We start from the raw sequence: 14,732 nt of genomic DNA on the forward strand, positions 1-14,732 counted from the left end.
TTGGCAAGTATTGCTGTTTGCCCAGGAAGTTTTGATCCAATTACATATGGCCATTTAGATATTATTCGCAGAGGGGCCAAGGTTTTTGACAAAGTTTATGTAGTGGTATTAAATAACATAGCAAAACATCCGCTATTTACGGTTCAGGAACGGATTGAGCTAATCCGTGAAGTTACAAAGGATATTCCAAACGTACAAGTAGAAGAATTTTCGGGATTACTCATAGACTATGCAAAAAGCGTAAATGCAAACGCCATTCTTCGCGGACTTCGGGCAGTTTCAGACTTTGAATATGAGATGCAAATAACCTCGATGAACCGGGTATTGAATGAAGATATTGAAACTTTTTTTGTTATGACGAACAACCAATATTCATTTTTAAGCTCGAGTATTGTGAAAGAGGTCGCCAAATATAATGGCAAGATTACCGAGCTAGTTCCGCCAATTGTTGAAAAAGAATTGCACAAAAAATTTAATGCTTAATGACATAAATAAGAGCTGGGCTTTGCCTAGCTCTTATTTATTAATTTTTCTTCAATCTGGAAAACAATAGAAAAACGTATAATAAAAGGGAAAAGATCGTAATTAATGGTCCAATTTCTATTAACCGATTGTAAAAATGATTCGTCCATGTACCTTCACCAAAGAAACCTACTGGTAATGCGTTGGAGGGCTGCTCGTTATTTGTAAAACGGATATAGATGGGTTTCCATAAAATGAGTGCAAACAGACTTGCGAATACTCCTTGAAGGATTCGAGCCAAAAAAAATGGTTTAAATCTGATATCGGTTTGAGCAAGAATACTGGCAACCTGTGCCTGCACACTAAAACCGCTAAAAGCTAGAATAAAGCTAGTTATCATGGCCTTTTGCAATAATGTTGACTCATGAACTAGACTGGTAAGCTGACTTCCTAAAGTGATTTCAAATAATCCTGAGATAAACGGGATGCTTAGCATTTCCGGGAAAGAAAAGGAGGAAAGTAGAAGCTCAACCGTTTTTGCCAGTGCCGCAGTAATATGTAAATGATAAAGCAGTTTATTGACCACGGAAAATAAAATAATAAAGCCACCCACCATTAAAAGGGTTTGAATGGAAGAATTGACGGCATCACCAAGAAGTTTACCAATAGGCCGATTATCTTTTAACCTTGTTTGATGCAGGGCGGAAAGAGCTGATCTTATTTTAGAGCTATTTCGTTTCTTCGCTTCCTTCTCAGGTGTTTCATTCCCGTAGAAACGCATGATAAGCCCGACGCAAATATTTCCTAAATAATGAGCGAGTGCAAGGAGAATTCCCAAATGGGTGTTATGAAAAAATCCGATTGAAACAGCTCCAAAGATAAATAATGGATTAGAGGAATTTGTGAAACTAACAAGTCTTTCTGCTTCAATTTGTGTTAACTGCCCTTCCTGGCGTAACCTCGCCGTAAATTTTGCCCCCGCAGGAAAACCTGAGGCCATACCCATTGCCCAGACAAAACCGCCAACACCTGGTACCTTAAAAAGAGGTCTCATCAGGGGCTCTAGCAGTACCCCAATAAATTTTACAACGCCAAAACCAATCAACATTTCAGAGACAATAAAAAAAGGTAAAAGGGAAGGGAAGACGATTTCCCACCACATATTAAGCCCACGAATGGAGGCGTCAAAGGATTCTTGTGGGAAAGAAATAAGTGAAGCTGCTAATATAGTAACTGAAACTGATAAAAAGACCGTTTTAAGTTTCGAACGAAACAATGGTATGGTCCTCCTTCCCTGAGTTTGTTTATGCTCATACTGTCCAATCCATGATTTGAATGATAAAATAAGAATACTTCTTGCTTAAATGCCTTGTCCCATATAACTCAAATATACTCATAGAACGCTAATTTAGACCATAAGATTGAACGAGTTTTAATTTTATGGCTTTTGATATTATTCATTTTTTTATCTAGGAGGTACGGATATGGAGCACCCGAAAATAGGCTTGGCACTGGGTTCAGGTGGAGCACGTGGGTTTGCTCATTTAGGTGTCATCATGGCATTAACAGAAGCTGGCATTCCCATCCATTTGATTGCAGGAAGCAGTATGGGGGCTCTTGTCGCCAGTTTTTATGGGGCTGGAATTGACCTGGACCGATTATTTAAATTATCAACTGCATTCAAGCGGAAATATTTTTTAGATTTTACCGTTCCGAAAATGGGATTAATCTCTGGAAAGAAAGTAAAGGAATTTATCAGGCTATTTACTCATGGAAAAAATATAGAGGATTTATCGATACCGATTGGTATTGTAGCAACTGATTTATTAACTGGCGAAAAAGTTGTTTTCAAAGAGGGAGCTGTCGCTGAAGCCGTCAGAGCCAGCATTTCTATTCCGGGAATCTTCGTTCCTGAAAAATATAATGGAAGAATCTTTGTTGATGGCGGAGTTTCTGACCGTGTTCCCGTTTCTGTAGCTAAAGAAATGGGGGCAGATATCGTCATTGCTGTCGATGTTTCGAGAGTGAAGCGTAACGCTGAAATTACCTCGATTTATGATGTAATCATGCAAAGTATTGATATTATGCAGGCCGAAATTCTCAGCAGTCGAGAGATTGCTGCGACCATTATGATTCGCCCGCCTGTCGAAATTTACAGTTCCCGTGCATTTACCAACATCGAAGAGATTATTAAAATGGGAGAAGAAGAAACAAAAAAGCATATACAACAAATAAAAACTGAAATTGAACAATGGAAGGGGTGAATTTGGCTTGCGTAAAAAAATATATATTGGATCGTTCTTTTTGCTAATTTTTATACTAATTGGTGGTATGTATTATTCATTACCTTATTATGTTTCAAAGCCTGGGATGGCAAAAGAACTTGCTCCAATCATATCGGTTGAAAATGGTTATAAGGATGAAGGAAACTTCATGCTGACTACAGTTAGGATGGGCAGGGCTAATATTTACTCATATTTAGAGGCGAAAATCAGAAAATATGAAGAAATTTATCCTGTGGATTTGATTTTAAACAAAAAAGAAACAGAGGACGAATATAATGCCAGACAGCTTCATTTAATGGCAGGTTCGAAATTGAATGCCATTGAAGTGGCTTACCGTAAAGCTAAATTACCAGTAAATTACAAATATAAAGGGATTTATGTCATGCAAGTCCTGCCTGGTATGCCTGCCGAAGGAAAATTGCAGGCTGGTGATCGGATATTTAAGGTGGATGGGCACGAGTTCTCATCTTCTGAAAAATTTATTGATTATGTGGGGAAAAAAGAGGCTGGGGAAGAGATTACCGTAACCTTTCTAAGAAACAAAGAAGCGAAAACAGCAAAGGTGGGTCTGCAGCCATTTAAAGAGGATCCGAAAAAAATAGGCATTGGAATTTCTCTTGTGGATGATAAAGAAATTAAGGTCAATCCAAATGTAAAGGTAAGAACGGACGAAATTGGCGGTCCATCTGCAGGATTGATGTTTTCATTGGAAATCTATAACCAGTTAACGAAAGAAGACTTAACCAAAGGGTACCAAATAGCTGGAACAGGGACCATTGATGTTGATGGAACTGTTGGCCCAATCGGTGGTATTGAACAAAAAATTGTTGCTGCTGACAAGGCTGGTGCTGAAATCTTTTTAGCCCCGAATGAAAAAGGAGCAAAGGGTTCTAATTATAAAGCAGCAGTAAAAACAGCGCATGATATTCATACCAAAATGAAAATAATTCCAATTGATTCATTTGATCAAGCCGTAGCTTATTTAGAAAAGCTTCCAGAAAAGTAAAAAAGATGGTGAAAACCATCTTTTTTATATTACGCCATTATAATGGCTTTTGTTGATATTAAACACTGTTGATTGGAGCGCAAATCAACACCTTATTTAATGTAGATTGGCGGCTTTTTAAATTCTTCGTGGAACAGTTCACTTTTGGAGGAATTAGGAATCACCATGGAGTAAATACGAGCCGCTTTAATATCATGAATTATGTTTTTATCTTTATGTGAAGACAGTTTAGAAACAACAGGAAGGCTGAATTGTTTTTTCATCCTATTTAAATATTCTTTTCCTTTTTCCGTCATGCCTAAGAGCCTTAAATATTGGGCTTTTTCTGATAGTCCCGCGATATCTGTCTTTTTTGAATTGGTTAAAATATGGACGCAAAGCCTTTGGAGTCTTGTCCATGTATAACGCTTAGTTTTTATTTTTTGCATGAATTCATGGAAACTATTTGATTCTATCGCTGCAGAAATTAGTCGGTTTTCTAGCCCTTCCTCTATCTCGTAGATTTCTTTTAGCTGTTCAGGGGTAACTTGTATAAGCTGGAATTGCAGATAGCTCCAGTAATTCTCCCATTGATGAAACATATGATATTTTTGAAAATAGTCGATTAACAGCTGTTTTGTGGGTAAGGGTACATATTGACTGATATCCGCCTTATGGTCATCTTCTGAAAAAATCGCCTTTCTAATACTCGTGGCACTGGCGATTGTTTCAGAAGCAAAATGTTCGTCATGATAGTCGGCATTTTTTCGAGCCACAGTTAACGGCTTAATCGAACTCTTTTGTTTATGAATCGCTTTTATGTATTGAAATCCGAGAATATTATTTGGCTTTGCCAAATCTAAATACCTTCCTGAATCTGATAAATGTCCAAATGCCATTGCTATCGCCTTTGGATAACTAACACCAGTATTGATAAAACGTTTAATATTTTCATCAAAGATCTTTTGATTTTCTTCAAGGAAATCAACTGTTTGATGAAATAAAGAAATATCTCCGCTTTCACTTCCAAAGCATAGTGACTCACAGCCAGCTGCATCCAAAATAGAGACTGCGCCATTTGCAAAGGTTTCTGCCTTTTGGACGGCAAAACGGTAAGGAAGTTCAAAAACGAGATCAACCCCATTTAAGAGAGCCATTCGTGCCCGGTGCCATTTAGATATAAGAGCAGGTTCTCCTCTTTGTAAAAAATCCCCGCTCATAACGGCAATCACCACATCCGCCTCTGCAGCTTCCTTAGCAGCCTGTAAATGAAAGGCGTGCCCATTATGGAAAGGATTATACTCGACAATTAAGCCAACAGCTTTCATCTGATTCCACCTAAATTCTTAAATAACAAATTTATTATCATTATAGCAAAATTATAAGGAATCCAATCAAATATTATGATAAGATGGGGAAGACGTTTGTAAAAAGCTCTAATGGACACACTAGTATTGATAATTTCTTATTAGTAAAACTCACCTAATAAGGTGTAAAGAAAAAACATTGACAAAAATATTATCGAAGGCTATAATTACCTTTGTTGCCTTGGGGTGATTCAATTGAAATGGACATTAAGTCAGTTACAAAAATATCGAAACAAGGATTTTCTGATTGATGATATTATTCGGGTTGATGAGATTAAAGAAACAGATCCATCCATCCGAGAAGTTTCTCCGATGCATATAACTGGTCGGGGTGATATTGATTCAACGAAAGTGGCATTCCATTTAAAAATAGATGGTTACCTTATCCTTCCTTGTTCTCGTACTTTAGTGGATGTAAAACTTCCGATTAATGTCGAAACAACTGAAACGTTCCTCTTACAAGGTTCAGAATATGAAACTGAAGAGGAATCACATCAAGTAAAGGGTGATGTGATTGATTTAAAACCAATCATTCGCGAAATCCTGTTACTTGAGGTTCCAATGCAAGTTTTTTGCGATGATGTCGTTAGTGAAGATGCTGCTCCGCAATTCGGCAAGGATTGGGAAGTTATTCACGAAGAGGACCGATCAAAAAGGATTGACCCGCGGCTAGCAGGGCTTGCTAAGTTTTTTGACGAAAACAATTCTTCCGAATCATAATTCGGCAAAACAAGAAGCAAAGTGAAGAACCAGCATTCCTGGCCTTCATTACTTTCTTATAACTCTTTAAGGAGGTGGGAAGAATGGCTGTACCTTTTAGAAGAACTTCTAAAACTGCAAAAAGAAAGCGTCGTACTCATTTTAAATTAAACGTACCTGGTATGGTAGCTTGCCCAAACTGTGGTGAAATGAAACTTGCTCACCGCGTATGTAAAGCTTGCGGAACATACAAAGGAAAAGACGTAGTTAACGACTAATTTCAACTTCGATAAAAAGCACAAGGAGCGTTCATGCCCTTGTGCTTTTGTCATTTCAAGCGAACCTCCAAAGAAGGGATGTTGTAGATTGTCATACATAATTGAAAAACAGGAAAAGGGTTATTTGTTATTTACCATTACAAGAAGCGAAAAAAGAAATGCCATAAATTATGAAGTAATGGATGGGTTGGCTGAAGCAATAAGAAAATCCATGCAGGGCGACATAAAGGCATTAGTTATCACTGGTGATGGGGAACGTGCTTTTTGTTCTGGCGGAGATTTATCGGTCTTTCATTCCCTTCATACGAAGGAGGAAGCTTATTTAATGCTTTCTAAAATGTCCAACATTCTTTATTCATTGTTATGTTTACCGATTCCGACAGTCGCTCTAATGAGTGGGGCTACTGTAGGCGGCGGTATGGAGCTTGCAACAGCCTGTGATTTTCGCTTGGCACGTAACGGGGTTAAAGCAGGGTTTGTTCAAGGAAAGCAGGCCATAACCACTGGTTGGGGAGGTGGCTCTATTCTTGCGGAAAAGCTTCCAGCTTCTTTTGCCATGAAATTATTAATGGAGGCAGAGCTCCAAACAGCAGAATTTCTTAACGATCGTGGTTTTATAGATGCTCTTTTTGAAAATAATCCTCTAAAGGCTTGTGAAGAATTCCTAGATAAGCTATTATCCAACCAGGTGAATGTATTACAATCGTATAAAAGAGTATGGATTCGAAAGTGGGAGGAAACTAACCTTCGAGAAAGAATAGAGGAAGAAGTTAAAAATTGTGCCATACTTTGGGAAAGTGAAGCCCATCTTGAATATGTACAAAAATTTTTAAACAAAAAATAATAAATAAAGAATAAAACACCAGTCTTGTTAAGTCTATCTTTTCTAGTAGATGCATATGTATTATAAAAACACTAGGAGGGATATTCTGATGTCACCAACTCGACAAGATGCTTGGTCTCAGGACGAGGATTTGCTGCTAGCAGAAGTGGTGTTAAGACATATTCGCGAAGGCGGTACACAGCTGCAAGCGTTTGAAGAGGTAGGAAAACAGCTAACAAGGACCTCAGCAGCCTGTGGTTTCCGCTGGAATTCGTATGTTCGAAAGCAATATAAAACTGGTATTGAGCTAGCGAAGAAACAGAGAAAAGAATTGAAAAAACAAGCTGTCGAAAGTGAAGATACGCTGATTCAAGAACTCGGTCAAATCGAAAGCGTATTATCAGCACCTAGTAACGAACAAGAAAGTCCAATTACCTTGTCAGCAGTGATTCATTTCTTAGAGGTACTCAATAATAAAGTGGAGCAAACATCCTCTATAGAAGAGGATAGAAACAAATCTATTGAAAAAATCAAAGAGTTGGAAAAGAAAACTTATTATTTGGCTGCGGAAAATGAAAGACTGTCAAAAAATTTAAAGGCGATTGAAGAGGACTACCGCTCTTTAATTGAAATTATGGAAAGAGCCCGGAAAATGGTTGTTTTACAGGATGAGGATCGGCAGCAAAAAGTGAAATTTCAAATGGACAAAAACGGTAATCTGGAGAGAATTGAAAAATAGAGAAAGCGGACTACTCGTCCGCTTTTATTAATGTTGTGCTTCAACGCCTTCCGGGTACCATACTAATGGATTTTCTCCACGGTCACGTTCCATATCGTATTCTACATTTTTGAAGTTCATTTTTTCCCAAAATCCGCTTGATTTTACTCTTGGATTCGTTTTAATTGGTAAACCGAAGCTTTTGGCAAACTCAACTAAAAGTTTTCCATAGCCTTTACTTTGATAATCAGGTAAGACCTCAAGCTTCCATAATTCTAAATAATTCTGCGGAGGATAGAAATAGCGGTCAAATTTAGCATCAATTTGATATAAGCTCATTCGGGCTACTAGTTTGTCCCCATAATATATACCGTAAAATGGTGAGTCACTATCATTATCAACCATATTCGCTTCAAGATCTTCAAACATGGATAACTCTTGAATTCCATACTCTTTAAATTTTTTAAACTCTTCTAGCGTTTTAAAATTAACTTTTAGTCTTTCCACTTTTGCTGCCATTGTCGTACCTCCTAAAATGATACCTTCTATTTTCGTATACCTTTAATATAAGCTGAAAACAAAAAGGTAATAATTTTTGCATTATTCAAATGAGTTATTTTCATTATATAACAAAAATCAAAAAATTTCTTCTAGGAAACATAAGAAACCGTTTTCATAATTTGCAGGAAAATCAGAGAATGATGTAGAAATTTATAACTGGAGGAAGAAAAGGGGTATGAAAGGGGAAAAAATGTGCGAAAAATATTAATTGCTAATAGGGGAGAAATTGCACTTCGCATTATTAAAACCTGCCATGAGATGGGCATTGAAACGATAGCAATCTATTCCGATGCCGATAAAGATATGCCTTTCGTAAAAGCAGCAACTAAAGCAGTATGTGTTGGAGAACCACCTGTCAACAAATCCTATTTACAGGCTGATAAAATATTAGAAATCGCGAAAAGTGAAAAAGTAGATGCGATCCATCCTGGTTATGGTTTTTTGTCTGAAAATGCCAAATTTGCAGAACAGGCAATTAATGAAGGAATTATTTTTATTGGACCTAAGTCAAAGACAATTGAATTAATGGGGGATAAAATTGTTTCCCGTCAAACGATGGAGAAGGCAGGTGTTCCTGTCGTCCCTGGAAGCAGTTTTGGTCTTAAGACGGTTGGGGAAGCATGTAAACTGGCTGATGAAATTGGCTACCCTATTATGCTTAAAGCAAGCGGCGGCGGCGGTGGAATAGGCATGGTGATGTGTGAAAATGAGCAAGCGCTCATTAGGTCCTATGATTCGACAAAATCAAGGGCTATGGCCTATTTTGGATCAGAAGAAGTATTTATCGAAAAATATATTGCAGAGAGCCGGCATGTTGAGGTACAGGTGTTTGGCGACCAGGCTGGCAACATTGTCCATCTTTTTGAAAGGGATTGTTCGATTCAAAGAAGGCACCAAAAGGTTGTCGAGGAGTCACCATCGCCATTCCTTTCCGAAGAGGTGCGTAATAAAATGTTTGAAACCGCAGTAAAAGCTGCTCGTGCTGTAGACTATGTTAATGCAGGAACGATTGAATTCATTGTTGATGAGAAGGAAAATTTCTACTTTCTTGAAATGAATACCCGTCTTCAGGTCGAGCATCCTGTTACCGAAATGATCACAGGACTTGATTTAGTTAAATGGCAAATTCTTGTCGCAAGAGGTGAGACTTTGCCGCTAATGCAAAATGAGATTAACTCGTCAGGAAATGCGATTGAATTCCGTTTGTATGCAGAAGACCCTGTACGCTTTTTACCTTCGCCAGGGAAAATCACCACGTTAAACTGGAATCAGACTGAAAGCGTAAGGATTGATGCCGGATACGAAGAAGGCGGGACGGTAACCCCATTTTACGATCCAATGATTGCAAAATGTATTTTCCATGGAGAAACCCGTCAAGCAGCATTAGCTACAGCAGAAAACTTTTTTAATAAAGTACAGATTGAAGGGATTAAAACAAATGCCCCTTTATTTTTAAATATCCTCGCAAATGAAGATTTTCAAAATGGGTCTTATACTACGGATTTTTTAACAAAAAAATTAGTCAAATAAGGAGTGTTTGAGTATGAAAGAAATCACAGCATCAATGGCAGGTACAGTATTAAATGTTTTTGTCTCTGCAGGAGATCAAGTTCATGCTGGCCAGGAGGTATTAATGCTTGAATCGATGAAAATGGAAATTCCAATTGAGAGCGAATCAGCTGGTACTGTTCAGGAATTAAAGGTAAATATCGGTGACTTTGTCAATGAAGGCGACGTTTTAATCGTCCTAGAATAGGGTTCTAAGGGGGGAGCGAAAATGGCAACAACGAATACTTTAAATGAGCAATTAAATGAAAATCGTAAAAAAATTGAAGCTGGCGGCCATCCAAAATATCATGAGAAAGCGAAGGAGCAAAAAAAGCTTTTTGTCCGCGATCGCTTGGCTTTATTGTTTGATGACGGAAAGTATGAAGAAGATGGAAAGTTCGCTAATTTTAAAGCAGGAGATCTTCCGGCAGACGGTGTTGTTACTGCAATCGGAAAAATACATGGACAGACTGTTTGTGTTATGGCCAATGATTCTACCATCAAGGCAGGTTCTTGGGGAGCGCGTACAGTAGAAAAAATTATTCGGATTCAAGAAACAGCAGAAAAATTGAAGGTTCCACTATTCTATCTTGTCGATTCGGCTGGGGCAAGAATCACTGATCAATTAGAAATGTTCCCGAACCGCCGCGGCGCTGGAAGGATTTTTTATAATCAAGTCAAACTCTCTGGAATGATTCCTCAGGTTTGTATTTTGTTTGGACCCTCTGCTGCGGGTGGAGCGTACATTCCCGCCTTTTGCGATATCGTCATCATGGTCGATCAAAATGCTTCCATGTACCTTGGTTCACCTAGAATGGCGGAAAAGGTTATTGGGGAAAAGGTTACACTGGAGGAAATGGGCGGAGCCCGAATGCACTGTTCTGTAAGCGGCTGCGGTGATGTCCTCGCTTATAGCGAAGAAGAAGCGATTGAATCTGCCAAGAAATACATCAGCTATTTCCCGGCAAGTTTCAAAGAAAAAACAAAATTGGTAAATGGAATGGAAGCAAAGGAAGGCCGTGAACTTGAAGCGATTATTCCGGAAAACCAGAATGCCCCGTTTGATATGTACGAGTGTATTGATAGACTAGTTGATAATGCTAGTTTTTATGAAATTAAAAAGTTATTTGCACCTGAGCTAATAACTGGATTAGCTAGAATTGATGGAAGAGCTGTTGGGATTATTGCCAATCAGCCGAAGGTTAAGGGCGGCGTTCTATTTGTCGATTCTGCGGATAAAGCGGCAAAATTCATCCAGCTTTGCGATGCTTTTCATATTCCGCTTTTGTTCCTGGCAGATGTGCCTGGATTTATGATTGGTACAAAAGTAGAACGTGCAGGTATTATCCGCCATGGCGCTAAATTGATTGCTGCAATGAGCTCTGCCACTGTTCCAAAAATCTCAGTTATTGTTCGTAAGGCTTACGGTGCAGGCCTTTATGCGATGGCGGGCCCGGCGTTTGAACCAGATTGCTGTATCGCTTTGCCGACGGCTCAAATTGCTGTCATGGGGCCTGAAGCTGCCGTTAATGCTGTTTTCTCCAATAAAATAAATGAAATTGCAGATCCGAAAGAAAGAATCGCTTACGTTCAAGAGAAACACAAAGAATATAAAGAACATATTGATATTTATAAGCTAGCTTCCGAATTGATTGTAGATGAAATTGTTGCGCCGTCAGAATTAAGAAACATTCTGATTCAACGCTTTGCCTACTATGAAACCAAAGAATTAACCTTTAGTGTGCGTAAGCATCCGGTATACCCTGTATAAGAAAAAAGTAAAACCCTTTTTGACTCCTGTCGAAAAGGGTTTATTTTTTAAAAAAATCATAGTAACAAATTAACAACAGTATCTGATAAAATTGGATAAAGAAGATAAAAAGAGGGATTCTTATGAAAATTGGAATTATCGGTGCTGGATCAATTGGATTGTTATTTGCTGCATGCTTAAACAAAAGTTTTGAGGTCAAGATTTACACAAGAACGCCCGAGCAAGCAGTTGAGATAAATAAATTTGGCATTGAGGTTCAAAAGGGATTTGAACAGGAGGTATCTTTCGTACAAGCATTTCCTATTACTGAATGGAGCGGATTAGAGGATTTTACCATTATTACTGTGAAACAATATCAGCTTCCAGAGCTTATCTTGAATGTTAACCAATTACCTGAAACTCCCAAAAGCCTTTTATTCCTTCAAAATGGGATGGGTCATTTGAAACTCCTTGATCAAGTTCGTGCACATAATATTTTTGTCGGCTCTATTGAGCATGGGGCCTTAAGAGATAATTCACATACTGTCATACAAAACGGAGAAGGTGTAACAAATGTTGCTGTATTTAAAGGGAATTCAGAACTATTACGTTTATTAATAAAGACTGCCCCAGAAGATTTTCCTTTAGTCATGAAGGAAAATTACTACGAAATGCTCTTAAAAAAATTAATTGTAAACGCGGTGGTCAATCCATTAACAGCCATCTTGCGAGTCAAAAACGGAGAATTAATTCAAAATCATTTTTTTAGTAAGGCTTTGAAAAACCTTTTTAACGAAATCACTTCTATTTTGAATATTGAAAAACAAGAACCTTATTTTGAGCAAATCATTAACATTTGTAAGAATACCGCCAATAATCGTTCTTCGATGTTAAAAGACATAGAAGCCGGCAGGCCGACAGAAATTGATGCTATTTTAGGGTATCTATTAGAGGAAGCAAAAAGACAAAATAAAAACGCCCCACAATTAGAAAATCTATATTATTTGATTAAAGGCAAAGAATTGGAAAAAGGAGAGTGTTAATTTGAGCAGCATCATTTCAACAATATTAACCCTTTTCATTACTCTGCCGTTTTTAGGTTTATTGGTAATTTTTTTAATTTTTAAATTGGTGACAAAGAACACCCGTAAATCAGTACATAAAGCGTTAGATTATACAACGGTTTTATTTATCTTTTCAGTCCACTTTTTAATCTTAACAATTTGGGATAAATCTCTGTTTTGGTTAATAATACTGATAATGATAGTTATTGCGATGATGTTTGTTCTAGTCCATTGGAAGGTGAAGGAAGAAATTATCATTAAAAAAGTAATGAAGGGTTTTTGGCGATTTAATTTTATTTTATTTTTCTTAGTTTATATAAGCTTAACATTATATGGATTAATTCATCGCGCCTTCACTTTTACTTTTTCTACCTAAAGATGGAGCAAATATTTTTTTTTATTGGGGTAGGTAGTGGTATACTCGTTAAAGAATGAATTTGGATGATCAGAAAGGGAGTACATAAATGGAGATTTTAAATCTCTCTTTACCAGCAACCAATCGCTTTGCTTCAAATTATTTGGAACAATCTGCTGAAATTCAGCCATTCTTCCATTATCGGTATAATGAAACAGGCGAAGATGAGAGAAGGGTAGAAGAATTAAGGAACAGGTCGTTTCCCCGTATCCAGGTTGCTGCTCATATTGAGAGCTTTATGGAGCGTTTTCCATCTTCAAATGCGGTTAAAAGCTCTATTGAAAAGCTGAAGCAGAATGAAAGTGTAGTGGTTATTGGAGGCCAGCAAGCCGGTATCCTTACAGGACCGCTCTATTCAATACATAAAGTCATTTCCATCATCAAATTGGCTGAGCAAAAGGAAAGGCAGCTTGGCATTCCTGTTATTCCTGTATTTTGGATTGCTGGAGAGGACCATGACTTCCAAGAAGTAAACCATGTAAATGTTCAAGTTAACCAAAAAGTGGATAAATGGACCTACCCAGAAAAAGTTATTCAAAAGAAAATGGTTTCTGATATTCAATTAAACAGGGATACTTGTCTTAAATGGGTTAAAAATTTAATTGAGAACTTCGGTGAAACGGATCATAGTAATGATTTATTGGCCTTTGCGGAAGAAAAAATTAGGAAGTCAACAACTTTTGTCGATTTGTTTGCTCAAATTATCATGGAATTGTTTAAGGATTTCGGACTGCTCATAGTCGATTCCGGTGATAAGGATTTTCGCATGCTGCAGAAAGAATTTTTTAAAAATCAAATCGTTCATCATGACTCGATCAATTTCTCTTTACTGGAACAGCAAAGAGAAATTGGAAAAAAGGGGTATCCGATTACCATTGAAGCTGGTGAAGATAACGCTAATCTGTTTTTCTATGATCAAAAATTAATGGAACGGATTTTGCTTGAATTTGATCGTGCACGAGACCGGTTTGTGGGTAAAAGTGGCGGTATTTCTTTCTCAAGAGAAGAATTATTAGAGATTGCTGCTCAAAATCCTGAAAAATTAAGCAATAACGTGGTGACGAGGCCCCTGATGCAGGAATGGCTTTTTCCAACCCTTGCATTCATTGCGGGTCCTGGTGAAATTTCTTATTGGGCAGAATTGAAGCTTGTTTTCGAGCACTTTAATATTAAATTGCCGCCAATTGTACCAAGATTAAATTTAACCTTTTTAGATCGTTCAGTTGAAACTGATATGGCGGATTTAAAGTTAAATTTAATGGACATATTACAGCGTGGAACGGATCTTGAAAGAGATTATTTTCTAACTTCCATTAAAGACAAAGAAATAGATGAATTGTTTTTACAAACTAAGGAGCAGCTGAGAATTCAATATCAGATAATTGAAGCGAAAACAGGTGAGCTGGATCGCGGCCTTCTCCCGCTTCTAAAGAAAAATGAAAATTACTTATTAAAAGAAATTGGTTTTATGCAAGCTAGACTCGAAGACGCCATTAAATTAAAGCATGAAGTTAAATTAAGTAAATTTACTCGTGTTGATCTTGCATTAAGACCAGATGGCCATCCGCAAGAACGAGTTTGGAATGTCTTTTATTATTTAAATCGGTATGGAATGAACTTTATTAATGACCTCATGACAGGCTATTTTGTATTTGACGGCACCCATAAGGTTATTAAAATGTAAAATAGCCTCACTTCATAAGTAAGGTCAGATTGTCGAGGAAGGGTGTTTTTCTCGGCAATTTTTATTTGCTCTGAATATAAATGATCGATTTTT

At 37.5% G+C, this 14,732-nt stretch carries 16 protein-coding genes; 13 read left to right on the forward strand and 3 right to left on the reverse strand.

The genetic code is table 11. The features are described from left to right. Positions 1 to 483 carry a pantetheine-phosphate adenylyltransferase gene (coaD, locus tag V7161_RS19870; protein ID WP_335714633.1) on the forward strand — a complete coding sequence of 161 codons (483 nt, stop codon included), beginning with the start codon at positions 1 to 3 and terminating at the stop codon, positions 481 to 483. A gap of 40 nt (positions 484 to 523) precedes the next feature. On the opposite strand, the gene ylbJ is transcribed toward coaD, so the two are convergent. Continuing rightward, positions 524 to 1,738, reverse strand: a complete 1,215-nt coding sequence (gene ylbJ / locus V7161_RS19875; protein ID WP_335714634.1) for a sporulation integral membrane protein YlbJ — start codon at positions 1,736 to 1,738, stop codon at positions 524 to 526. Positions 1,739 to 1,946: 208 nt separating this feature from the next. On the opposite strand from ylbJ, the gene V7161_RS19880 reads away from it, so the two are divergent. Next, entirely contained in the window at positions 1,947 to 2,726 is a 780-nt protein-coding gene (locus tag V7161_RS19880) for a patatin-like phospholipase family protein (protein ID WP_223595975.1), read from the forward strand. A gap of 7 nt (positions 2,727 to 2,733) precedes the next feature. Next, positions 2,734 to 3,753 carry a SepM family pheromone-processing serine protease gene (locus V7161_RS19885; protein WP_335714635.1) on the forward strand — a complete coding sequence of 340 codons (1,020 nt, stop codon included), beginning with the start codon at positions 2,734 to 2,736 and terminating at the stop codon, positions 3,751 to 3,753. 92 nt (positions 3,754 to 3,845) lie between these two features. Here the strand turns inward: V7161_RS19885 and V7161_RS19890 are convergent, their stop codons facing one another. Then, a complete protein-coding gene (locus tag V7161_RS19890) occupies positions 3,846 to 5,060 on the reverse strand; it encodes a nucleotidyltransferase (protein WP_335714636.1) in 1,215 nt (404 codons plus the stop codon). 234 nt (positions 5,061 to 5,294) lie between these two features. Between V7161_RS19890 and V7161_RS19895 the strand changes: the two genes are divergently transcribed. The 4 genes from V7161_RS19895 (at position 5,295) to V7161_RS19910 (ending at position 7,638) form a co-directional block, all read left to right on the forward strand. Then, positions 5,295 to 5,819 (forward strand): YceD family protein, encoded by a 525-nt coding sequence (locus V7161_RS19895; protein ID WP_335714637.1) that lies wholly within the window; start codon positions 5,295 to 5,297, stop codon positions 5,817 to 5,819. 83 nt (positions 5,820 to 5,902) lie between these two features. Further along, entirely contained in the window at positions 5,903 to 6,076 is a 174-nt protein-coding gene (rpmF, locus tag V7161_RS19900; RefSeq protein WP_066318102.1) for a 50S ribosomal protein L32, read from the forward strand. Between the two features lie 88 nt (positions 6,077 to 6,164). Next, on the forward strand, positions 6,165 to 6,920 hold the full coding sequence (locus V7161_RS19905; protein WP_335714638.1) for an enoyl-CoA hydratase/isomerase family protein: 756 nt from the start codon (positions 6,165 to 6,167) through the stop codon (positions 6,918 to 6,920). Between the two features lie 88 nt (positions 6,921 to 7,008). After that, on the forward strand, positions 7,009 to 7,638 hold the full coding sequence (locus tag V7161_RS19910) for an RsfA family transcriptional regulator (protein ID WP_335714639.1): 630 nt from the start codon (positions 7,009 to 7,011) through the stop codon (positions 7,636 to 7,638). A 27-nt stretch (positions 7,639 to 7,665) separates the two neighbouring features. Here the strand turns inward: V7161_RS19910 and V7161_RS19915 are convergent, their stop codons facing one another. After that, a complete protein-coding gene (locus V7161_RS19915) occupies positions 7,666 to 8,136 on the reverse strand; it encodes an N-acetyltransferase (protein ID WP_223595985.1) in 471 nt (156 codons plus the stop codon). A 234-nt stretch (positions 8,137 to 8,370) separates the two neighbouring features. On the opposite strand from V7161_RS19915, the gene V7161_RS19920 reads away from it, so the two are divergent. From V7161_RS19920 to bshC, 6 genes are all read left to right on the forward strand, one after another. Next, on the forward strand, positions 8,371 to 9,708 hold the full coding sequence (locus tag V7161_RS19920) for an acetyl-CoA carboxylase biotin carboxylase subunit (RefSeq protein WP_335714640.1): 1,338 nt from the start codon (positions 8,371 to 8,373) through the stop codon (positions 9,706 to 9,708). Positions 9,709 to 9,721: 13 nt separating this feature from the next. Beyond that, positions 9,722 to 9,934 carry an acetyl-CoA carboxylase biotin carboxyl carrier protein subunit gene (locus tag V7161_RS19925; protein ID WP_335714641.1) on the forward strand — a complete coding sequence of 71 codons (213 nt, stop codon included), beginning with the start codon at positions 9,722 to 9,724 and terminating at the stop codon, positions 9,932 to 9,934. Positions 9,935 to 9,955: 21 nt separating this feature from the next. Beyond that, complete coding sequence (locus tag V7161_RS19930) at positions 9,956 to 11,497, forward strand: acyl-CoA carboxylase subunit beta (RefSeq protein ID WP_335714642.1); 1,542 nt, start codon at positions 9,956 to 9,958, stop codon at positions 11,495 to 11,497. Between the two features lie 122 nt (positions 11,498 to 11,619). Beyond that, complete coding sequence (locus V7161_RS19935) at positions 11,620 to 12,519, forward strand: 2-dehydropantoate 2-reductase (protein WP_335714643.1); 900 nt, start codon at positions 11,620 to 11,622, stop codon at positions 12,517 to 12,519. A gap of 1 nt (position 12,520) precedes the next feature. Beyond that, positions 12,521 to 12,916, forward strand: a complete 396-nt coding sequence (locus tag V7161_RS19940) for a DUF3397 domain-containing protein (RefSeq protein WP_335714644.1) — start codon at positions 12,521 to 12,523, stop codon at positions 12,914 to 12,916. 88 nt (positions 12,917 to 13,004) lie between these two features. Continuing rightward, on the forward strand, positions 13,005 to 14,639 hold the full coding sequence (bshC, locus tag V7161_RS19945; RefSeq protein ID WP_335714645.1) for a bacillithiol biosynthesis cysteine-adding enzyme BshC: 1,635 nt from the start codon (positions 13,005 to 13,007) through the stop codon (positions 14,637 to 14,639). Positions 14,640 to 14,732 lie beyond the last annotated feature (93 nt).

Origin of the sequence: Neobacillus drentensis (genome assembly GCF_036965425.1) — a bacterium.
Taxonomy (GTDB): Bacteria; Bacillota; Bacilli; order Bacillales; family Cytobacillaceae; genus Neobacillus; species Neobacillus drentensis_F.

Coding starts and splice junctions, on each gene's coding strand:
- V7161_RS19915 (WP_223595985.1), bottom strand. CDS start 8,136: ATGGCAGCAAAAGTGGAAAGACTAAAAGTTAATTTTAAAACGCTAGAA.
- V7161_RS19880 (WP_223595975.1), top strand. CDS start 1,947: ATGGAGCACCCGAAAATAGGCTTGGCACTGGGTTCAGGTGGAGCACGT.
- V7161_RS19910 (WP_335714639.1), top strand. CDS start 7,009: ATGTCACCAACTCGACAAGATGCTTGGTCTCAGGACGAGGATTTGCTG.
- bshC (WP_335714645.1), top strand. CDS start 13,005: ATGGAGATTTTAAATCTCTCTTTACCAGCAACCAATCGCTTTGCTTCA.
- V7161_RS19890 (WP_335714636.1), bottom strand. CDS start 5,060: ATGAAAGCTGTTGGCTTAATTGTCGAGTATAATCCTTTCCATAATGGG.
- V7161_RS19930 (WP_335714642.1), top strand. CDS start 9,956: ATGGCAACAACGAATACTTTAAATGAGCAATTAAATGAAAATCGTAAA.
- V7161_RS19935 (WP_335714643.1), top strand. CDS start 11,620: ATGAAAATTGGAATTATCGGTGCTGGATCAATTGGATTGTTATTTGCT.
- rpmF (WP_066318102.1), top strand. CDS start 5,903: ATGGCTGTACCTTTTAGAAGAACTTCTAAAACTGCAAAAAGAAAGCGT.
- V7161_RS19925 (WP_335714641.1), top strand. CDS start 9,722: ATGAAAGAAATCACAGCATCAATGGCAGGTACAGTATTAAATGTTTTT.